This is a genomic window from Rhizobium sp. 42MFCr.1 (genome assembly GCF_000377185.1).
GTDB lineage: Bacteria > Pseudomonadota > Alphaproteobacteria > Rhizobiales > Rhizobiaceae > Rhizobium > Rhizobium altiplani.
In genome coordinates, this window is the sequence record NZ_KB897820.1 from 123,922 (window position 1) to 144,221 (window position 20,300).

Genomic DNA, 20,300 nt, shown 5'->3' on the forward strand with positions numbered 1-20,300 from the left:
CTATCCTCGTGTTTCGTCCGCGCGTTCCCAGCCCTCATGCGAGTCCGTGACCGATTGCGCGGAGCCAAGGCTCCTTGCAAGCGCCAACAGCTTTCGACGAATGTTCGGATCTTCGATCGCGATAAAGGCGCGCGTTAGCGCCAACCCCTCCTTCGAGGCGATGAAATGCGCAACTTCATCGGTCTCAGCGCTCAACTGCAGACCAGCCGTATGCGCCCCCTCTTCATCGAAAAAGAAGCCAATAGGCACGCCAAGGACCTCTGCAATCCGCTGCAGCCGGCTCGCACCTATGCGATTGACACCTTTTTCGTATTTCTGGAGCTGTTGAAACGTAATCCCAAGCGATTCTGAAAGGCTAACCTGGCTCATGCCAAGTAGCTTCCGCCTCAACCTGACACGCTCGCCCACATAGGCATCAATGGCGTTTGGAGTCTTGGCCTTCATGGCGCCCACCGTTTCCTCGTGTCAGACTGGCATTATCTTCGAACTCTGAAAAAATACAACCGGGAGTAAATTATTTCAAGAAGCTAATTGCTGATCGCCCAAATTTTTCCAGGGCCGTTGCGAATTTATCCCTGGCGCGCAAATGCGACCAAGGTCAAAGCGGTCAAGCAACAGTATTGATGCAGCACAACATTGACCCTGGGCGGTACATATTTTTGGCGATTCAATTTATGGTCGTGTCACGTCGATTTCACGAGCCGCTTTGAACTTTTGCGACTATGGTCGAGGCACGGTTAAGTTGAAGCTTCGATCGCCGATCGCTCCAGCGGAGATGATTGGTGGCAAAGCCATTTCGCTGAACTGAGCGATGGGTGGGCGTCTTCGACAGCGTCTCTGTTGTCAACAGGTGCACCGCTTAACCAATGTCAGCATTCAACACAGATCAAGAACGACCGGAGAGGGCAATGGAACTACGTCCTATAGTAATCAGTCACGCCGACAGGCTTTCCGCCTGCAGGGAGAAGATCGAGCAAGCCGTCTATCTGATCATCCAGGGCGACAAACTCGACGGCTTTTCGTCGACCGAAATCGCAATGGCAATCGCCGATATTGCCGACGACTACATCCTTGCCGCCTCCAGAAAGCGCGCAGCGACACACTGATGGAGCGTGGGACACCCGGCTCCGGGGAGCCGGACAACACGCCCTATCGTCGCTAGCCAGGCCGTGGCCAGGAGAGCCGGGGCCGGCTGAAACCGACCAGAGTGCGATCAGAAAACGGGAGCCTCCGAGGAACGGCAAGGCTCCCGATTCCGCTCATGGTTATTGCGGTGTCGTGCCGCCGGTCGAAGGATTGGCCGGGGCTGGCGTTGCCGGCTCGCTTGACGGCGCGGCGGGCGCTACCGGCGGCTTCACCGGCTGAGTTTCAGTCGTCGAAGCCGTCGGGTTCATGTCGGTACCCGGCCGGCCGAACCATTCCGTGATAGCAAACGCCGCAACGAGGATCACAGCGATCGCGGCAACCCATCCTATCCAGGCACTCGAGCTGCGACGCACCGGTGGCGTGCGCAGATCGTGATCTGTGTCGGGATTGCGGTTGGGATCATTGGGGTCGTACGTCATGTCGTTTCTCCTCTCTGCAAGAAGAGAAATGAGCCTTGCCGAAGTTTGTTCCCGATGCGGGAGATGCGGCGTGCGGGACGATCAGCCGTTTCACCCCCGCAACAAGCGCTTAAAAGATCGACAATGCGATGCGGCCACCGTCACGACGGTGCCGCCCCCAGCGCATGGAGAATGCCGCGGAGCTCCGCCAGACCGCGCAGACGCCCGATTGCCGGGTAGCCTGGTGTCACGTTCTTGTTGAGATCGTCGAGCATGCGATGACCATGGTCGGAACGGAAAACGATCGTTTCGTCTGCCTGACGCCGCCGGTCCTCCGCAACAAGCTCCTTCAGGACCGCGACCATATCAACGTCACCCTCCAGATGGGCGCTCTCATGGAAGGTACGGCCGTCGCCCTCGCGCCTGGTTGCCCGCAGATGCGCGAAATGGATCCGGGCGGCAAAGCGCCGCGCAATTGCGGCCAGGTCGTTGTCTGCACGAACACCGAGGCTGCCGGTGCAATAGCACATGCCATTTGCCTTGGAGGGCACGGCATCGAAGAGTGCTGCATAGTCATCCGCGGTAGATGCAATACGCGGCAGGCCAAACAGCGAGCGCGGCGGATCGTCGGGGTGCAGCGTCAGCTTCACGCCACGCGCCTCGGCAGCCGGTGTCACCGCTTGAAGGAATTCAATGAGGTGCTGGCGCAGCCTGGGGGCATCGATCCCAGCATAGGCGGCGAGCTTTTCGCGGAACTGTGGGATCGTCAATGGCTCGGTCGTAGAGCCGGGCAGGGCAGATGTGATGATCCGGGTGATCTCCGCAATTTCGTTTTCGCTCATCGTGTCGAACACTTCGCGCGCCCGCGCCGCATCCTCGGCGCTGTATTGCTCCTCGGCGCCTGCGCGCTGTAGTACAAACAGATCGAAGGCAGCAAACTTCTCGTGATCGAAACGCATGGCGGTGGCGCCGGTATCGATCACATGGTCGAGTTCGGTGCGCGTCCAGTCGACGACGGGCATGAAGTTATAGCAAACAATTGGAATACCGCAGGCGGCAACAGCTTCCAGGCTGGCAATCCAGGCCTCGATTTCCGCCTTTGCCCGCCCGCCATTGCGCTTGACCGCATCGGGAATGGGGATGCTCTCCACGACGGACCATGTCAGGCTCGAGCGCCCAGCCGGCGTGGTTTCGATCATCGCCTGCCGCTCACGCACTTCAGCCTCAGTCCACGCGCGCCCGATCGGAACCTGATGCAGGGACGAAACAATATTCGTCGCTCCGGTCTGGCGCACCTCATCAAGTGTCACCGGAGCCTCAGGCCCAAACCATCTCCAACCCTGGCGCATGCACTTCCTCCTTGGGATCGTCTTGTCGTTGTCCGCTGATCGGCTCAGCAGAAGTAATCTGGATACTGCGTTCGAAGCTCGGCGACATCGGGTATGACGGCGCTGAGGTGATGCATCATTGCCGCGCGCGCTGCTTGAAGATCATGGGCCGCAATCGCATCGCGAATAAGTTCGTGTTCGTGCACGACATTGTCCATGCGGCCAAGAACGGGCAGCGTCAGCCGACGCGCCCTGTCGATCTGCACCTTGACCGTCTTGAGGATCGTCCAGATCCCGGGATATCCAGCAATGCTGGCAATCGCCTCGTGGAACGCCTCATCCTCTTCGTGAAAGGCCGAGGGGTCGCCGAGTGCGGCCAGTGATCTCTGTCGTGAGATGATGCCATCCAGGCGACTGATATCGGCAGCTGTCGCGATCTCAGCCGCACGTTCCACCGTGGTACCCTCAAGCGACTTGCGAACGACGACTGCCTCCGGGATGGCCGCGACGGGCACGCGCGACACAACGGTGCCCGATTGCGGATAGATATCGACAAGCCCGCCTTCCGACAGTCGAAGCAGCGCCTCACGCACAGGGGTGCGGCTGACGTTGAACTCTTCGGCAATGCGCTTTTCCTGCAGTTGCATTCCAGGTCGCATACGCAGAGCAAGAATGTCGGCGTACAGCGTGTTGTAAATGGCATCTGCGGTCGTCACGCGACGAAGCTTCGCCGGCCTCTCGGCCCCGGAAGGCAAGGTCGCGGGAATGGAAACAACTGATGCCTGCATTACGTGCGGCCCTGACATTGACTCGTTCATGAATACTAGTATATCAATTTATCGCGACTGCCAAGCTGCACCTGGAGGAATGGTGTTTTCGGCAATCATTTCAGATGTTCACGCATCTAAGAGAAGGTGCCGATCCCTGCAACGATCGGTTCGGGGACGCGCAGCACCACGTTTTGCGGTGCCCGGCAACAAGAGGAGGAGAAACAATATGAAAGTCACCCGCAGAACATTTGTCGGCACCGCCGCAGGCGCGGCCGTCGCGAGCATGCTGCCGTTGAAGGTCTTTGCACAGGCCAAGAAACCGGCAAGTCCAGTCACCATCACGATCGCGGATGTCGCCGGCAACCTCGCGCTCACGCAGGGCATGTTCGAGGCCTATGCCGCGGAGAAGCCGGAATGGGTCTCCAGCTTCGCCTTCACAAAGGCACCGGCGCCGGAACTCCCTGGCAAGATCAAGGCGCAGCAGGCAGCCGGCAAGGTCGATATCGATCTCGTTCTGACAGGCACGGATGCACTTTCGGCCGGCCTCGACCAGGGACTTTGGATCGATCTCGGAGCGCACAAGTCCGAGCTTCCCAACCTCGAGCAAATCCTGCAGCCGCAGGCCTTCAAGATGCAGGCCCTTGCCAAGGATCAGGGCGTCGTCGTCACCTATTACCCATCCGGTCCCCTCATCGAATATATGCCGGACAAGGTGCCCACGCCGCCGAAGTCGGCGCAGGAGCTGCTTGACTGGGCGAAGGCCAACAAGAACCGCTTTATCTACGCTCGCCCTGCCAATTCCGGCCCCGGCCGCACCTTCCTCATGGGCTTGCCCTATCTGCTCGGCGACAGCGACCCGCGTGATCCCGCCAAGGGCTGGTCAAAGACGTGGGACTATCTCGCAGCACTCGGCGAACACATCGAATACTATCCGACCGGCACTGGCCAGGTGATGAAGGAGCTTGGCGAGGGGACCCGCGACATCGTCGTCTCGACGACCGGCTGGGACATTAATCCCCGCGCGCTCGGCATCGTTCCGGCTGAAGCGAAGGTGCAGAAGCTCGATGGCTTCCATTGGGTCACCGACGCCCACTACGCAGTGATCCCGAAGGGCGTGTCCGACGAGAAGATCGGCGTGCTGATCGACGTCCTCAACTACGTCCTGCAGCCCAAGCAGCAGGCAATCGCCTACGACGCCGGCTACTTCTATCCGGGTCCGGCCGTCAAGGACGTCACAATTGACATGGCGCCGCAGGAAAGCCAGGACACCCTCAAGGAATTCGGCCGGCCGGAATATGCCGACTGGATTGCCAACAATCCCCTGGAGGTTCCGCTGGAGCCGAAACAGTTGGTCGAAGCCTTCCGCATTTGGGACGAGAAGATCGGCGCCAAGAAGGGCTGATCGAAGAACATCAGCCGGCCGGGATTTTGTCCCGGGCCGGCCACCTCATTCTGCAGATGGAGATTGGTTTGACCTCGGTATCGAATGCCGCAGCATCGACGCGCAAGAACGCGCGCCTGGAACTCGACGGAATGCGTCGCGCCTTCGGGGCGTTCAACGCCTTGAATGGCATCGATCTTGCGATCGAGCCCGGCGAGTTCGTGGCGCTGCTTGGTCCATCCGGCTGCGGCAAGTCGACCGCGCTGAACTGCATTGCCGGCTTGCTTGCACTGACCGGTGGCGAAATCCGCCTTGGTGGCACGCGCATAGACCAGCTCGAACCGGAGCGCCGCGGTTTTGGGATGGTTTTTCAGAGCTACGCCCTTTTTCCACACATGACTGTCCGAAAGAACGTCGGCTTCGGGCTTGCCATGCAGGGCATAAAGGGTCCAGAGGCCGACCAGCGCGTTCGCGATGCCTTGGCCCTGGTTCGCCTCGAAAGCCAAGCCGACAAATTGCCGGGCCAGCTCTCTGGCGGGCAGCAGCAGCGCGTCGCAATCGCCCGCGCCATTGTCATTCGCCCGCCAATCGTCCTGATGGACGAGCCGCTATCCAATCTCGATGCAAAGCTCCGGCTTGAGATGCGCGCCGAAATTCGCGGTATCCACGACCAGATCGGGTCCACCACCATCTATGTCACGCATGACCAGGACGAGGCACTGTCGCTTGCCGACCGTATCGTGGTCATGAGCCAGGGTCATATCGAGCAGATCGGTTCGCCCCAGGATCTCTACCAGCGGCCGGTCAACGTTGATGTCGCCGACTTCATGGGCTTCAGAACCCGTGTTCCGGGCCGCATTACGCGCGTGTCCGGCGATGAGGCTGAGATCGAGGTCGCCGGCGCTCGCCTCGTCGGCACGATGCGTGCGCCCCTCAAGGCAGGTGATGCAGCCATCCTGTCTGTCCGTCCGGAAGATCTTGTCGCGTCCAACGGCGAGGGGATCGCCGCCACCGTCAGCAGCATGGAGTATCGCGGACGCGCATTTTTCGGCATGGCGCGGGCAGGCGACGGTTCGGAACTCTATTTCCGGGCGGACGAGCCGCTGGGCCGCGGCGCATCGACGAGGCTGCAGCCGGTTGCCGGTCGGGCCCTGGTCTTTTCGGGGGCGGCGGGATGAACCAGCCCTCGCTGCAAACTCGACTTGCCGCTCGTGGGCTTGACGGCACGACGCTGCTGCTTCTGCCAGGCCTGATCTTCATGATCGCGCTGTTCGTCTACCCCTTCCTCTATGGCCTGGCCGATTCACTCATGCCGAAAGAGGGCGCCTGGTATGCCAACTACACGAAATTCTTCAGCGATCCGTTCCAGTACCAAACGATCGCTGCGACCATGTGGCTGGCCCTGCCGGTAACCATAATTAACCTCGCATTCGCGGTGCCGGTTGCCCTGCGTGTGCGCCTGATGCGCCGACAGCGCTTGCTGACGACCATTCTCGTCTTGCCAATCACCCTTGGCACGGTCTTCGTGGCCGACGGATTGCTGACCTTTCTCGGACCGCGCGGCTGGTTCAATCATACGCTCCTGCTGCTCGGCATCCTCGACACCCCTGTGAAGCTGACGAACAATTACTGGGGCGTCTTTGCCTCGCTGCTGATCACCGGCTTTCCGTTTGCCTTCCTGCTCACGTTGTCCTACGTCACCGGTATCGATCCCGCGATTGAACAGGCAGCCGCAACATTGGGCGCAGGGCCACGGCAGCGCTTCTTCCGCGTCTTCCTGCCGCTTCTGGTTCCGGGCCTAGCCGTCACCTTTTGCCTTGCCTTCGTCCAGGCCTTTGCTGTCTTTCCCTCCGCCGTGCTTCTGGGTGCGCCGGCAGGGCCGACGCGTGTCATCTCCATTGCCGCCTATCAGGCCGCCTTCGAGCAATATGATCATTCGCTCGGTTCGGCGATCGCGCTCATCATGGGTGCCGTGGAGCTCGCTGTCGTGCTGGCGGTTCTCGCCATACGCTCACTCTTCTACCGCGGCCCCGCCGGCGGCACGAAAGGCTAATCATGATCCGAGATCAGGGCCTCACCTCGAAGATCTGGCGTTTCGCCATTTGGGCGCTAGCCATCCTCTTTGTCCTAAACCTGCTTGCCGTCATCGCAGCCGTCATTGTCAATTCGTTTGCGACGCGCTGGCTTGGCACATGGCTGCCAGCCGGCTGGACGACACGCTGGTACTTCAGTGCCTGGAAGGAATTTCAGCTTTCCAGTGTCGTTCTCGTCACCTTCGAGATCGTCTTCACCGTCGTCATCATTTCCGGAATTCTGGGCGTCACGACCGCCTACGCGCTTGCGCGGCGTAACTTTCCCGGAAAGGGCCTTGTCGTCCTGCTGTTCCTGTTGCCGTTGCTGATCCCGCCGCTGACCTACGGTATTCCGCTCGCAACCGTCCTCTATCGGCTCGGTCTCGGCGGCACATTCTGGGGTGTCGTGCTGATCAACATCGTGCCTTCGCTGCCCTTTGTGGTCCTGGTGATGATCCCCTTCATCGAGCAGATCGACCCGCGTATCGAAGCGGCAGCCCGCGTGTTCGGTGCAGGAACGACGAGCCTCTTTCTGCGGATCTTGCTACCGCTGCTCCTGCCGGGAATGCTGGCTGCCTTGCTTTTGGTTCTGGTTCGAACCATCGCGATGTTCGAGCTCACCTTCCTGATTGCCGGTCCCACGACCCAGACACTCGTCGTTTCCCTCTACTATGCCGTCTTCGCGTCAGGCGTCCGGGCAGGCCAGTCCATCGATGCGATGGCGGTGGTCTACATGGTCACGACATTGTTCTGGCTGGTTCTCGCGCTGCAGTTCGTCAACCCGACGCAGATCGTCGCGCGGGCAAAACAACAAAGTGCCCACTAGCGAGGACATGATGGAAATGACCGCCTCTTGAGGAGGAGGCGGTCATCGGGCATGCGCCTAGCAGCGCGCCTCATACCTGCGGCCATACCGGTCACGATAGACACAGTAGCCGCGATGTTCGGTGGAGCGCCCGATCAGGGCACCCGCCACGCCGCCGGCCACGGCACCAATGGCCGCACCTTCCCAGCTATTGCTGACTGCACCGCCGATGATGGCTCCCGAACCGGCGCCGATCGCCGTTCCCTTCTCGGTCGCGGTGCACGAGGCCAACGCGCCCATAAATGCACCAACCAGGATAATTTTTCTCATCTTCCACTCCAACCATAATAGATTTTTTGCGTTACGGCGTAGGAACTAAGTCGGACGTCTCAAGGTTCCATCGGACTTAGGTCTGACACTGGCATTCGCTGGACGGCAGGACCCCGGTCTTTCGCCAACCTGCGGTCGAACATGGGCGTCGAAGGCCACTATTCAAGACCTGTCCTTGAAGGCTATACCCGTGCGACGCCAAACACAAACCGGAGCCGCCATGACCGACACTGTCCTCGATCGTTTCCTCCGCTACGTCGTTATTGACACTCAATCGGATGCGGGATCACCAACACAGCCGTCGACAGCCAAGCAGAAGGACCTCGGTCGATTGCTCGTGGACGAGTTGCTGGAGATTGGCGTATCCGATGCTCACCTCGACGAGCACGGCTATGTCTATGCGACCATTCCGTCGAATACCGACAAGGCAGTCCCGGTCATTTGCTTCTGCTCGCACATGGACACGGCACCAGATTTCACGGGAACGAATGTGAGGCCAAAAGTCCTGCACAACTATGGCGGCGGCGATATCAAGCTTTCCGGCGACCAGAAGCAGGTCATTCGCGTTACTGAAAATCCTGCGCTCAATGACCAGATCGGCAACGATATCGTTACAACCGACGGGACGACGCTGCTCGGTGCCGACGACAAGGCCGGCATCGCCGAAATCATGACGGCGGCGCAAATCCTGATGGACAATCCCGACATCAGGCACGGAACGATCAAGCTGCTTTTCACGCCCGATGAGGAGATCGGTCGCGGCGTCGACAAGGTCGACCTGACCAAGCTTGCTGCGCAGTTTGCCTATACGATGGATGGGGAGACAGCTGGACACATAGAAGACGAGACGTTCTCGGCCGACGGTGTGGACATTGCCATCGAGGGCGTCGCCATCCATCCAGGCTTTGCGAAGGGAAGAATGGAGAACGCCATCAAGATCGCCGGTGCGATCATTGATCGGTTGCCCAGGAATATCGCACCGGAAACGACCGACGGACGGGAAGGCTTCATCCATCCGACCGGTCTGAGCGGATCGATGGAAAAGGCGGCTATCAGCCTCATTGTCCGGGACTTCGAAGAAAGCGGCCTCGTCGACAAGGAGAAGCGTCTCGAAGCAATCGTGCGGGAGGTGATGAAGGACTATCCGGGCTCGTCTTACACCTTCGCCGTCAAGCAGCAGTATCGCAACATGAAGGTGGTTCTCGATCGCCACCCGCAGATTGTCGAAAACGCAATCGAAGCGATCCGCCGTGCCGGAATGTCGCCGGTTCGCGGCAGTATTCGAGGGGGAACGGACGGTTCGCGTCTCTCCTTCATGGGACTGCCGTGTCCGAACATATTTGCAGGCGGGCACGCCTTCCACTCGCCACGCGAATGGATCAGCAGGCAGGACATGGAAAGGGCCGTCGCCACTCTGGTTGAGCTTGCAAGGGTTTGGGAAGAGCGAGCATGAGTTGCCCGACCGCCCGAACAACGCACGGGGATGACAGGCGGAATTGCATCTTGCCGACCGGCCCTACATCACCTGAGCCTGATTTGCTCAGGCGAAGGTTTCGCCGTGTTTTCCTCGCTCACCTGATACGTCACGCCCTTCCTGCGCCTGCGCCATGGCCTTGACCAGGGCGACGATTTTTTCGCGCAGCTGCGTATCGGTGATCTTTAGGAACGCGCGGTTAAGTGCGAGCCCCTCCTTCGAATGCAGGAATTCGGCGACGGGGTCAGCCGCGACATTCGTCTCAACCAGGCTCAGTGGCACGGATTCGTTCTGTTGGAAGAAGAAACTCGGCGACGTACTCAGGACCTCGGCGATCCGTTGCAGCCGGCTGGCACCGATCCGATTCAGACCCTTCTCGTATTTCTGCACCTGCTGGAACGTAACACCGATCTGGTCGGCTAGCCTTTCCTGACTGAGACCTAGGAGTTGCCTGCGCATCCTCACGCGAGAACCGACATAGGTATCGATGGCATTTGGTGTCTTTGCATTCATCATACGCGTTTCCATGACCGGGCCGGCGTGGCGATCATCGCTCGATCTCCGGTATAGCACTCCCATAAATGTGTATTAGGCATGGGCCAAATTCAATTGGTAGTTCTTCCTAGTTGGGTAATATCATCTGACAAGAATGTGACTCCAGCCTGAGCATGCGGCAAGCGCTCGCTCACAACGACCGCCAGGCTACGGCCTTCGCTAAAGCCCCGTGTCAACATTGCTTACCGGTTGAAGCGAATTGGCCGGAACTCCCTGTGGACGATCTTCAACGACCTGTCGGGCTGTATCATGTAGGTTTCATCCACTTGTCGACCCCACTGGTCTATGAAGTTGTGGGGGAAGGTCGATCCGGGCGGGGATTTCGTCAGCTTGGTGCGTGGCTGACCGCCATAAGTGACACTGCCGGGGATCGGCTCGAGGCCGGGCGATGAAAAATCCTTCGCAGCCGTGCATGCAGCAAGAAGGAATGCTCCAACCAGTACAAGAGCTCTCTTCTTCATGGCATCCTCAACGCTTCGGCCCTGTTTCAGAAGCATATATGTGATCAGTTGCGCCGGAACAGGTAGCCTGCCCGTCCGGCGCAAGATTTCAGCGGCGCCTGCCGCACCACATCTTCAAAACCTACAGCAGATCGCGCCTTGCAAGGCTTGCCATCAGGGCCGTAATCCCGAAGCTCCAGGGCGGGCACTCGGTCGAAAGCCTCACCGTGTTGACGAGCGAGCCGAGACCCGCCGAAGAGATTTCGACGACGTCGCCAACCTTGTGGGTGAAGCCCTGATTCGGCGCGTCGCGATCCTGCGTTGGGGCAAACAGCGTTCCCAGAAACAGCATGAAGCCGTCCGGATACTGATGATGGGCGCCGCAGGTCTGCTTGACGAGGTCAGTCGGGTCGCGGCTGATCTTCGACATCGAGCTCTTGCCGTGCAGGACGAAACCGTCTGTCCCGGTAACCTTGAGGTCGAGCTCTGCGCTGCGCACGTCATCGAGGCCAAAGGTCTCGTCGAACAGACGGATGAACGGGCCGATCGAGCAGGAAGCATTGTTATCCTTCGCCTTGCCGAGCAGAAGCGCCGAGCGGCCCTCGACGTCGCGCAGATTGACGTCGTTGCCAAGCGTTGCACCCTTGATGTCCCCGCGACTATTCACGGCAAGCACGATCTCGGGCTCGGGATTGTTCCAGGTCGAGATCGGATGCAGACCAACATCGGCACCCCAGCCGACAGAAGAAAGCACCGGCGACTTGGTGAACACCTCGGCGTCGGGCCCGATGCCGACCTCGAGATATTGTGACCACATGCCTTCCTCGATCAACGCCTGCTTGACCTTGGCAGCTTCCGGCGACCCGGCCTTCAGGTTGTTGAGGCTACCGCCGATGAGCGTGCTGACCCGCTCCCGGATGGCCGCTGCACGATCCGGGTTTCCAGCGGCCTTCTCCTCGATGACCCGCTCGATCATCGACTGGGCAAACGTCACGCCGCAGGCCTTGATAGCCTGAAGGTCAGCCGGGGCAAGCAGATGGACGCGCGACAGGTCGGGTGTGCCGATGCCCGAGGCAGCGATCTCCTCCAGCGTGCCGAGCACAGGGCCTTGTGCATTACGGGCAACTGCTGCGGCGTCGGCCTGCTCCAGAAGTGCGCTCAGCGTCGGCACGGCCTTGGAGGTGATATCGACCACTTGGCCATCCCGAACCACCACGACGCTCGGCCCTTGGACAACAGGGTTCCAGGCACGACCTACAAACAAGCCACCGGCGGCAGCAGAGTCCAGAAGATTATAAGACATCGTCATGTTCCGTCACGCGAGCGATGGACGCGCTCAAAATGAAAAACGAACCGGCCGCCCTCCAACCCAGCGGCCGCGGAAATCGATCACAATCGATGCCTGACGACAAGGTCAAAACCAAGGATTCTCGACCTCCGGAAACGCAATTGGACGAAACGCGAAAGGACGCGATGCCGGAGACAGCGTCGCGCCCATTGTACTCGATCAGACCGTCTTCGGCGCCACGCGCTCTCGCCCGCGCGCCGACGACTTAGTGGTTATCGCGCGGAATGCCCTTCGTCTGAGCGATACGCTGATACTTGACGGCAGGCTCGAGCACGGCACCGGTTTCCATCTGACCAACGCAGGCACGCTGCATTTCCTGCCAGGGCGTCTGGCTTTCCGGATAGACATAGCCCCCGGCTGCCTCGAGCGCCTTGCGGCGTTCGGCGAGCTCCTCGTCGCTGATGAGGATGTTGGCGCTCCCCTTCTTGAGATCGATACGAACCTGGTCGCCGGTCTTGAGGAGCGCAAGCCCACCGCCTGCTGCCGCTTCTGGCGAAGCGTTGAGGATGGAGGGCGATCCGGACGTCCCGGACTGGCGGCCATCGCCGATGCAGGGCAGGGAACTGATCCCCTGCTTCAGGAGGTAGTCCGGAGCGCGCATGTTGACGACTTCGGCCGCACCCGGATAGCCGATCGGGCCGGCGCCGCGCATGAAGAGGACCGTCGAAGCGTCGATCGCCAGTGACGGATCGTCGATGCGGTGATGGTAATCTTCCGGTCCGTCAAAGACGACAGCGCGGCCAACAAAGGCTTCCGGATCATTCGGGTTGGAGAGATAACGCTGACGGAACTCGGGCGAGATCACGCTCGTCTTCATGATTGCCGACGAGAAGAGGTTGCCGCGCAGGACGCGGAACCCGGCGCGCTCCTTAAGCGGACGCTCGAACGGGCGAATCACCTTGTCGTCTTCGATCGTCGCCGTGGTGTAATTCTCGCCAACAGTCTTGCCGTTGACGGTCATTGCGCCGGTGTTGAGAAGGTTATGCTTGATCAGTTCGCCCATGACAGCGGGAACGCCGCCGGCGTGATAGTAGTCCTCGCCGAGATATTCGCCAGCCGGCTGCAGGTTGACGAGCAGCGGGATTTCCTCGCCGTAGGTCTGCCAATCGTCGACCGTGAGCTCGACGCCGATGTGGCGGGCAAGTGCGTTGAGATGGATCGGAGCATTGGTGGAGCCGCCGATCGCGGAGTTGACCTTGATCGCGTTGATGAAGGCTTCCTTGGTCAGAATGTCGGAGGGCTTCAGATCTTCCCGAACCATTTCGACGATCCGCAGGCCGGTTTCATAGGAAACTTCCTGGCGGTCACGATAGGGGGCCGGAATGGCAGCGCCGCCCGGCAACTGCATGCCGAGTGCTTCGGCAAGCGAGTTCATCGTGGTTGCCGTGCCCATCGTGTTGCAATATCCGGTCGACGGCGCGGAGGATGCGACGAGCTTGACGAAGCCCTGATAGTCGATTTCGCCACGCGCCATCATTTCGCGTGCCTTCCAGACAATCGTGCCCGAGCCGGTGCGTTCGCCGCGGAACCAGCCGTTCAACATCGGGCCGACCGACAGCGCGATCGCGGGAATATTGACGGTTGCCGCGGCCATCAGACAGGCCGGCGTCGTCTTGTCGCAGCCGATGGTCAGAACGACGCCGTCAAGCGGGTAGCCGTAGAGAACCTCGACGAGACCGAGATAGGAAAGGTTGCGATCGAGGCCCGCCGTCGGGCGCTTGCCGGTTTCCTGGATCGGGTGGACCGGGAACTCGATGGCGATACCGCCAGCGTCACGGATGCCTTCGCGAACGCGCTTGGCGAGTTCGATGTGGTGACGATTGCACGGCGACAAGTCAGAGCCCGTCTGGGCGATACCGATGATCGGACGACCCGACTGCAGCTCTTCCTGGCTGAGACCGAAGTTCATGTAGCGCTCGAGGTAGAGCGCGGTCATGTCGGGATTTGCGAGATTGTCGAACCAGGCCTTCGAGCGAAGCTGGCGCGATCCGTCCTGCTCTTGAACTGCGTTCTGATTCGGGGAAGGTGTTTTCTCAACCACGATGAATTTCCTTGCTTTGACGCCGTTGTTGTCATGCACTTAGCTGATCGATACAGGAATGTATAATCAGTCTTTCGCATTTTGATATGCAAATCCCTTATATCAAGTGAGGCAAGCATGGGATTGGATGGTTTCAGGCTACGCCACCTGAAGATGCTCGTGGCGCTCAGCGAGCACGGAAAGCTCGGTGTCGTTGCAGAGATGTTCGGCGTCTCGCAGCCGGCACTGTCGAGGACATTGAACGAGTTGGAGCAAATGTCCGGACACCAGCTCTTCGAGCGACACAACCGTGGACTTATCCCCACCCCTCAAGGAGAGGTGATCGTTCGCCACGCCAAGATGTTGATCTCCGAGGCGCAGCGCGCCGAATACGAAATGGTGGTCGCTGCAGCCGGGCAGGGCGGCAGTGTCGCGTTCGGCACGATCATGACGCCAGCCGCCGACTATGTCGCCCCCGCGCTGAAACGCATCTTCCAGACCCATCCGACAATCGACATCAGCATCGCTGTAGGAAGCAGCGACGTGCTGCTCGAGGACGTGCTGAGCAGGAGGCTCGACTTTGCCGTTTGCCGAATTCCGAGCGGCATGAACCCACTCTGGTTTGATTATCTGCCTGTTGGCCAGGAGACGCTGCGCGTCATCGTGGCGGTGGATCATCCGCTCTCGGCAAAGCCTGTCGTCACCGAGGACGACCTCCGGCACCAGAGCTGGGTGCTGCAGCCGCATGGCTCCTTCCTCAGGCAGGTCATTGATGATTTCATCCGACGCCATGGCATCGTACCGGCCAGCGTCGTTTCGACCTCCGATGCGCTCCTGACCATGCTGTTGATCCTGCAGAGCCAGCGGCTCGGCATCTTCGCCGAGCCTGTCGCCGCGCTCCTCGAGAGGCATGGTCTCGTCAAGGCGCTGCAGATCGAGGGAGACATTTCCGTTCCGGGTTTCGGCCTCATCAAGCTCAAGGAACGTGACCTGTCGGCCTCCGCCGAGCTTGTCTACAATGTGTTTGCCACGACACGAAATCTGTGAGGCCATGGACTAGGGCGCATACTGCGTGACCATGCGCGCATCGCGACGAAAATCGGAAGGCGACATCCCGGCGATATGGCGGAACGACTTGTTGAAGGCGCTGATCGACCCGAAGCCGCTGTCCATCGCGACCTGCAAGACGTTCGCCTCATCGTTCATCAGCATTGCCTGTGCCCGTGACAGACGCAGCAGATTGACATATTTGCTGAGCGTCATGCCTGTCGTCTTCTTGAACAGGTTCATCGCATATTTCGGATGAAGATCGGCGGCGCGAGCGATATCGACCGAATCGATTTCCTGCAGGAAGTTGACGGCGATGAAGTCGCACATACGCGCCACGCTTCGCGACGATTGCGGGTAGCATTGCTCGATATCGTCGGCATCCGTCGGCCCGAGGGTCGGGATCATTGAATAGGGTTCGAGTGCGATTCGCTCCACCCGCAACAGCATCTCGTCGACAGCGTGCTGCGCCTTGGCGGGATCGCCGGATTTGGTATAGCGCACCCAGCGCGGAAAGTTCTCGAGGTCGGCCGCATCAGTTGCCGAGGTGAACAGGATCTCACCCTTCATCAGTCGGCTGGAGATGTTGATCGGCAGGCGCATACGGAAGAAATAGACCAGTGGCAGGTGGCCGCCGGCGTAGATCGCGTCCTCGGAGCAATCGTCCATCTGGTGCGGTTGCCCACCCCAAAACAGGCACATATCGCCCGCCTTCATCGAGATTTTCTGGCCGTTCATGCGGTAGTGCACGCTACCCTGCATGATATAATTCACTTCGACCTGCACATGCCAATGAGGCATGAGCATCACTGGTGGATGGTTGTGAAACATCTGAAGGGCCGTCGGCAAACCCTCGATGCTGCTCGCTCCCGGTTGATAGACTGCCCGCCTTACGATCTTACTTTCCGCCAAGTCCATGTTCCCTTTTTAGGAGACAGCGGCTCCCTTGTAGATAGTCTAGCCGCGTTCGCTAAGGGACGGCAATTGAAAAGGGAGGATTTTCAATGCGCTTCAAACTCATCGGTGCGACCGCTGCAGTCGCACTTCTTGCTTCCGGTTCTGCTTTCGCACAGCAGTCGGGCAATCTGACCATCTGGAGCTGGAACATCGCCGCATCGGCGCTGAAGTCCACGCTCGAAGGCTTCAACAAGCAGCATCCTGACATCAAGGTCACGGTCGAGGATCTTGGCAACCAGCAGGTCTTCGACAAGATGCTGGCCGCCTGCGCCGCCGGTGGCGAAGGACTGCCCGACATCGTCAGCGTGGAAAACTTCGAGGCTGAAATCTTCTGGAGCCGCTTCCCTGACTGCTTCGCCAATCTGAAAGAGTTGGGCTACACTCCCGAAATCCAGGCGAAATTCCCGGATTTCAAGCGCACGGAGCTCGAAGTCGGTGATGTCGCCTACGCCATGCCGTGGGATTCCGGTCCGGTCGCCGTTTTCTATCGCCGGGATTTCTATGAAAAGGCCGGCGTTGATCCGTCGACGATCAAGTCCTGGGACGATTTCATTGCGGCTGGTAAGAAGATCTCCGCGGCCAATCCGGGCGTCGTCATGGCGCAAGCCGACTTCAACGGCGACAGCGAATGGTTCCGCATGATTTCCAACGAGCAGGGCTGCGGCTATTTCTCGACGGACGGCCAGACGATTACCATCAATCAGCCGGCCTGCGTTGCGACACTCGAAAAAGTCAAGCAGATGAAGGACGCCGGAACGCTGACGGCAGCCATCTGGGACGAGAAGATCCAGGCCAATACCGCTGGCAAGGTAGCAAGCCAAATGTATGGCGGCTGGTATGAAGGCACCATTCGCTCCGGCTCGCCCGACCTTTCCGGCAAGTGGGGCGTCTACATGATGCCAAGCCTGACGCCCGATGGCCCGCATGCTGCGAATCTCGGCGGCTCGTCGCTTGCGATCGCTGCCAATTCCCAGAACAAGGAAGCAGCCTGGACCTACATCAACTACGCACTTGGCACCAATGAGGGCCAGGTGACGATGCTGAAATCCTTTGGTCTCGTCCCGTCGCTGTTGACCGCAGTCCAGGATCCCTTCGTCAACGAACCACAGGCCTACTGGCACGACCAGAAGGTATGGGCCGATATCCTTTCGACCCTGCCGAAGATCGTTCCAAGCCGCGGGACGCCGTTCCAGACGGATGCGGACTCGATCTACAGGGCAGCGCAGACCAAGTACTTCGCCGGCGGCTATCCTGATGCGAAGGCCGCGCTTGACGACGCCGCAAAACAGATCGCGACGGCGACCGGTCTTCCCCTTGCGAAATGAGTAACGGTGCCGGGCGTCGCTTGGCGCCCGGCCTCCATCCTCAGGGATGGCTCGTCTCGTCTGTGAGGAGAATAGAATGCCGATCCGGAACCGGAACGCCTACGCTTTTCTTGCGCCCTATCTCTTGGTATTTGCCGCCTTCTGGATATGGCCGATCATCAGTTCGTTTCTGACCTCGTTTCAGAATACCCGTGTCAATCCCTGGAAATTCAGTCCCGGCGTTAACTGGGGTCGTCTCATTGGTGACCCTGCCTTTTACAACGCGCTCTACAACACGCTGATCATCCTGGTCATCCAGGTACCGGTCATGATCGCGATTGCGACCGTCATGGCGGTCCTGCTGAACTCCCCGCTTCTAAAGGCGCGGCCCCTGTTTCGCTTTGCGTTTTTCGCACCCGTCGTCGTCGGCGAAGTGGCCTATTCCGCAGTCTTCCGCCTGATGTTCAGCTTCGATTTCGGGATCATCAACAAGATCATCACCTTGGTTGGCCTCCCGGCGGTCTCCTGGTTCGACAATGCCAACGCCGCCATGGCCTTGATCATCATCGCGGTGACGTGGCGCTGGGCTGGCTACAACGCGATCATCATACTTGCCGGCCTGCAATCCATTCCAGACGACGTCTACGAGGCAGCAACGCTCGATCGCGTCAGCAAGACGCAGCAGTTCTTCCACATCACCCTGCCGCTCCTGAAACCGATCATCCTGTTTTGCGTCATCCTGTCGGTCATCGGCACGATGCAGCTCTTTACCGAGCCATTCTTGATCACCAATCGCGGCGGCCCGGGCGGTGGAACCGAAACGCTTGGCCTTCTGCTTTATCGCGAAGGTTTCCGCTCTCTCAATTTCGGATACGCCTCCGCTGTCGCCTACACGATGGCAGCTCTGGCGGTGGCGATTTCGCTGCTCAACCTCTGGATCGGAAGGGAACCCAAATGAGATCGAAGTCTCAATCCCTGCTGCTGCGACAGATCGCTCTTCATGCCGCCCTGACGCCGCTCGCCATCATCTGGCTGTTTCCGCTATGGATGATGTTCGTCTTCTCCACGATGTCGGATTTCGGCATCTTCAGCCCCGAGATTGTTCTCTGGCCGTCGACCAACTTCGTCGAGAACTTTAAAAACCTGCAGGCGGACACCGACTTCCTCCGCGCGATGTTCATCTCCATCGGCGTCGCGGCGATCTATACGTTCCTGTCGGTGCTTCTCACTTCGATGGCCGGCTGGGCGCTGGCGCGCTACCGCTTCGTCGGGCGGTCAATCGTGATTGGCATCATTCTTGGGACCATCACACTGCCCTTTGCCGTCGTCGTCATTCCGCAGTTCATCATGGTGGCCCGCGAATTCAGGCTGGCCAACACGTGGATTGCACTGATCGTCCCGCCGCTCTTCAATTCCCTCGGCGTTCTTTTCATGCGTCAGGCCTTTTCGATGATGCCCGGCGAGCTCTTCGATGCCGCACGTGTCGAGGGCGTCAAGGAGTGGCAAATCTTCCTCCGCATCGCCCTGCCACTTGCAAGGCCGACGATGGCCGCGCTGGCCATCATCCTCTTCCTGCACTCCTGGAACAACTACCTCTGGCCGCTCCTCATCAACTCCAAGCCCGGAATGATGACGGCGCCTGTGGCCCTTGGAACGCTGATCGGCCTGACCAAGGTGTCCTGGGGAGGCATCATGGCCGGTGCGATCATGCTGACAGCCCCGATCCTGGTCGTCTTTGTGTTCCTGCAACGCCACTTCATCGCCGGCATCGCGGCCGGCGCAGTCAAATAATCGGGGAACGGCTGATGTCGGAACTTTCGTTGAAAAATGTCGTCAAGCGCTTCGGCGCGCTGGAAATCATCCATGGCGCCAATCTTGAAGTGAAGGACGGCGAATTTGTCGTCTTCGTTGGCCCTTCCGGCTGCGGCAAGTCGACATTGCTTCGCATGATCGCGGGCCTTGAGGATATCACGGGCGGCGAGATCAATATCGGCGGCAAGGTCGTCAATGACGTCGAACCTGCCGAGCGCGGCATCGCCATGGTCTTCCAATCCTACGCGCTCTACCCGCACATGACTGTCGAGGAAAATCTGAGCTTCGGCCTGCGCATGAACGGCAACCCGAAGCAGGATACGGAAAAGCGCGTCAAGCACGCGGCCAACATCCTGCAGATCAACGAGTTGATGCAGCGACGGCCGAAGCAACTGTCCGGCGGCCAGCGCCAGCGCGTCGCCATCGGCCGTGCCATCGTGCGCGAACCGCAGGTCTTCCTGTTCGATGAACCGCTGTCGAACCTGGATGCCGAACTGCGGGTGCAGATGCGTGTCGAGATATCACGACTGCACAAGCAGCTCGGTACGACGATGATCTATGTTACCCACGACCAGACCGAAGCGATGACGCTCGCCGACAAGATCGTCGTCCTGCGGGCCGGCAACATCGAGCAGGTGGGCGCGCCGCTGGACCTTTATGATGATCCCGCCAACCAGTTCGTTGCCGGCTTCGTCGGTTCGCCGAAAATGAACTTCCTCAAGGCCGAAATCCTGGAACGGAATGCTGCAGGCGTCACCGTTGCGATCACCGGTGACAAGAATGTTCGTCTGACCATGCCAGTAACAGGCCCGCTCGAGGCCGGTCAGTCGGTGACGCTTGGGTTGCGCCCGGAGCACTTCGTCGATGCAGGGCAGGGCGATGCGGATCTTGCCGTTACGATCGATGTCGCTGAACACCTCGGCAACACCAGCTACATCTATGCGACCACGGCGGCAGGCGAACAGCTGATCATCGAGCGTCCCGAATCGCGGGCGGCCGGCAATCGCAACACGCTGACTGTCGGTCTGAGCACCAACCGCAGCTTCCTGTTCGACAGCGCCGGCAACCGCCTCCGGTGACTGCCACCTCATCCCAAGACCTATTCAATGAAAG

The 20,300-nt window shown here is 59.7% G+C and carries 21 protein-coding genes; 11 read left to right on the plus strand and 10 right to left on the minus strand.

Annotation, left to right across the window (positions count from 1 at the left end; translation table 11 throughout):
* Window positions 1-444, minus strand: a complete 444-nt coding sequence (locus C934_RS0104560) for a helix-turn-helix domain-containing protein (RefSeq protein ID WP_018855519.1) — start codon at window positions 442-444, stop codon at window positions 1-3.
* Window positions 445-908: 464 nt separating this feature from the next.
* Between C934_RS0104560 and C934_RS0104565 the strand changes: the two genes are divergently transcribed.
* Window positions 909-1,106 (plus strand): hypothetical protein, encoded by a 198-nt coding sequence (locus C934_RS0104565; RefSeq protein ID WP_018855520.1) that lies wholly within the window; start codon window positions 909-911, stop codon window positions 1,104-1,106.
* Window positions 1,107-1,265: 159 nt separating this feature from the next.
* On the opposite strand, the gene C934_RS0104570 is transcribed toward C934_RS0104565, so the two are convergent.
* The 3 genes from C934_RS0104570 to C934_RS0104580 all read right to left on the minus strand — a co-directional run bounded on the left by C934_RS0104570 (window position 1,266) and on the right by C934_RS0104580 (window position 3,660).
* Entirely contained in the window at window positions 1,266-1,565 is a 300-nt protein-coding gene (locus tag C934_RS0104570; RefSeq protein WP_018855521.1) for a hypothetical protein, read from the minus strand.
* Between the two features lie 140 nt (window positions 1,566-1,705).
* The gene (gene uxuA / locus C934_RS0104575; RefSeq protein ID WP_018855522.1) at window positions 1,706-2,893 is read right to left on the minus strand and encodes a mannonate dehydratase; all 1,188 of its coding nucleotides are present in this window, start codon (window positions 2,891-2,893) and stop codon (window positions 1,706-1,708) included.
* Between the two features lie 44 nt (window positions 2,894-2,937).
* On the minus strand, window positions 2,938-3,660 hold the full coding sequence (locus tag C934_RS0104580; protein ID WP_018855523.1) for a GntR family transcriptional regulator: 723 nt from the start codon (window positions 3,658-3,660) through the stop codon (window positions 2,938-2,940).
* Between the two features lie 208 nt (window positions 3,661-3,868).
* Here C934_RS0104580 and C934_RS0104585 point away from each other — a divergent pair, with 208 nt between their 5' ends.
* From C934_RS0104585 to C934_RS0104600, 4 genes are read left to right on the plus strand one after another with little or no spacing between them, the layout of a single operon-like run.
* A complete protein-coding gene (locus C934_RS0104585) occupies window positions 3,869-5,044 on the plus strand; it encodes an extracellular solute-binding protein (protein WP_018855524.1) in 1,176 nt (391 codons plus the stop codon).
* A gap of 56 nt (window positions 5,045-5,100) precedes the next feature.
* Window positions 5,101-6,201 (plus strand): ABC transporter ATP-binding protein, encoded by a 1,101-nt coding sequence (locus C934_RS0104590; RefSeq protein ID WP_037089274.1) that lies wholly within the window; start codon window positions 5,101-5,103, stop codon window positions 6,199-6,201.
* The gene (locus C934_RS0104595; protein WP_018855526.1) at window positions 6,198-7,076 is read left to right on the plus strand and encodes an ABC transporter permease; all 879 of its coding nucleotides are present in this window, start codon (window positions 6,198-6,200) and stop codon (window positions 7,074-7,076) included. The genes C934_RS0104590 and C934_RS0104595 overlap by 4 nt, the downstream gene beginning before the upstream one ends.
* Window positions 7,077-7,078: 2 nt before the next feature.
* Window positions 7,079-7,921 (plus strand): ABC transporter permease, encoded by an 843-nt coding sequence (locus C934_RS0104600; RefSeq protein WP_018855527.1) that lies wholly within the window; start codon window positions 7,079-7,081, stop codon window positions 7,919-7,921.
* 57 nt (window positions 7,922-7,978) lie between these two features.
* Here the strand turns inward: C934_RS0104600 and C934_RS0104605 are convergent, their stop codons facing one another.
* A complete protein-coding gene (locus C934_RS0104605; RefSeq protein ID WP_018855528.1) occupies window positions 7,979-8,230 on the minus strand; it encodes a YMGG-like glycine zipper-containing protein in 252 nt (83 codons plus the stop codon).
* A gap of 220 nt (window positions 8,231-8,450) precedes the next feature.
* Between C934_RS0104605 and pepT the strand changes: the two genes are divergently transcribed.
* Window positions 8,451-9,683: a peptidase T gene (pepT, locus tag C934_RS0104610; protein WP_018855529.1), complete on the plus strand. Its 1,233-nt coding sequence runs from the start codon at window positions 8,451-8,453 to the stop codon at window positions 9,681-9,683.
* Window positions 9,684-9,770: 87 nt separating this feature from the next.
* On the opposite strand, the gene C934_RS0104615 is transcribed toward pepT, so the two are convergent.
* The 4 genes from C934_RS0104615 to C934_RS0104630 all read right to left on the minus strand — a co-directional run bounded on the left by C934_RS0104615 (window position 9,771) and on the right by C934_RS0104630 (window position 14,088).
* Complete coding sequence (locus C934_RS0104615; protein WP_037089275.1) at window positions 9,771-10,217, minus strand: helix-turn-helix domain-containing protein; 447 nt, start codon at window positions 10,215-10,217, stop codon at window positions 9,771-9,773.
* Window positions 10,218-10,441: 224 nt separating this feature from the next.
* Complete coding sequence (locus C934_RS0104620) at window positions 10,442-10,720, minus strand: hypothetical protein (RefSeq protein WP_018855531.1); 279 nt, start codon at window positions 10,718-10,720, stop codon at window positions 10,442-10,444.
* Between the two features lie 121 nt (window positions 10,721-10,841).
* Window positions 10,842-12,002, minus strand: a complete 1,161-nt coding sequence (locus tag C934_RS0104625; protein ID WP_018855532.1) for a fumarylacetoacetate hydrolase family protein — start codon at window positions 12,000-12,002, stop codon at window positions 10,842-10,844.
* A 250-nt stretch (window positions 12,003-12,252) separates the two neighbouring features.
* The gene (locus C934_RS0104630; RefSeq protein WP_026371556.1) at window positions 12,253-14,088 is read right to left on the minus strand and encodes an IlvD/Edd family dehydratase; all 1,836 of its coding nucleotides are present in this window, start codon (window positions 14,086-14,088) and stop codon (window positions 12,253-12,255) included.
* Window positions 14,089-14,205: 117 nt separating this feature from the next.
* Here C934_RS0104630 and C934_RS0104635 point away from each other — a divergent pair, with 117 nt between their 5' ends.
* Window positions 14,206-15,114 carry a LysR family transcriptional regulator gene (locus tag C934_RS0104635; protein ID WP_018855534.1) on the plus strand — a complete coding sequence of 303 codons (909 nt, stop codon included), beginning with the start codon at window positions 14,206-14,208 and terminating at the stop codon, window positions 15,112-15,114.
* Window positions 15,115-15,123: 9 nt separating this feature from the next.
* On the opposite strand, the gene C934_RS0104640 is transcribed toward C934_RS0104635, so the two are convergent.
* The gene (locus C934_RS0104640) at window positions 15,124-16,032 is read right to left on the minus strand and encodes a helix-turn-helix domain-containing protein (protein WP_018855535.1); all 909 of its coding nucleotides are present in this window, start codon (window positions 16,030-16,032) and stop codon (window positions 15,124-15,126) included.
* A gap of 86 nt (window positions 16,033-16,118) precedes the next feature.
* Between C934_RS0104640 and C934_RS0104645 the strand changes: the two genes are divergently transcribed.
* The 4 genes from C934_RS0104645 to C934_RS0104660 all read left to right on the plus strand — a co-directional run bounded on the left by C934_RS0104645 (window position 16,119) and on the right by C934_RS0104660 (window position 20,266).
* Entirely contained in the window at window positions 16,119-17,396 is a 1,278-nt protein-coding gene (locus tag C934_RS0104645; RefSeq protein WP_018855536.1) for an ABC transporter substrate-binding protein, read from the plus strand.
* A 76-nt stretch (window positions 17,397-17,472) separates the two neighbouring features.
* The gene (locus C934_RS0104650; protein WP_018855537.1) at window positions 17,473-18,333 is read left to right on the plus strand and encodes a carbohydrate ABC transporter permease; all 861 of its coding nucleotides are present in this window, start codon (window positions 17,473-17,475) and stop codon (window positions 18,331-18,333) included.
* Complete coding sequence (locus tag C934_RS0104655; RefSeq protein ID WP_018855538.1) at window positions 18,330-19,166, plus strand: carbohydrate ABC transporter permease; 837 nt, start codon at window positions 18,330-18,332, stop codon at window positions 19,164-19,166. Before C934_RS0104650 ends, C934_RS0104655 begins: the two co-directional genes overlap by 4 nt.
* Before the next feature lie 14 nt (window positions 19,167-19,180).
* Entirely contained in the window at window positions 19,181-20,266 is a 1,086-nt protein-coding gene (locus tag C934_RS0104660; protein WP_018855539.1) for an ABC transporter ATP-binding protein, read from the plus strand.
* Window positions 20,267-20,300 lie beyond the last annotated feature (34 nt).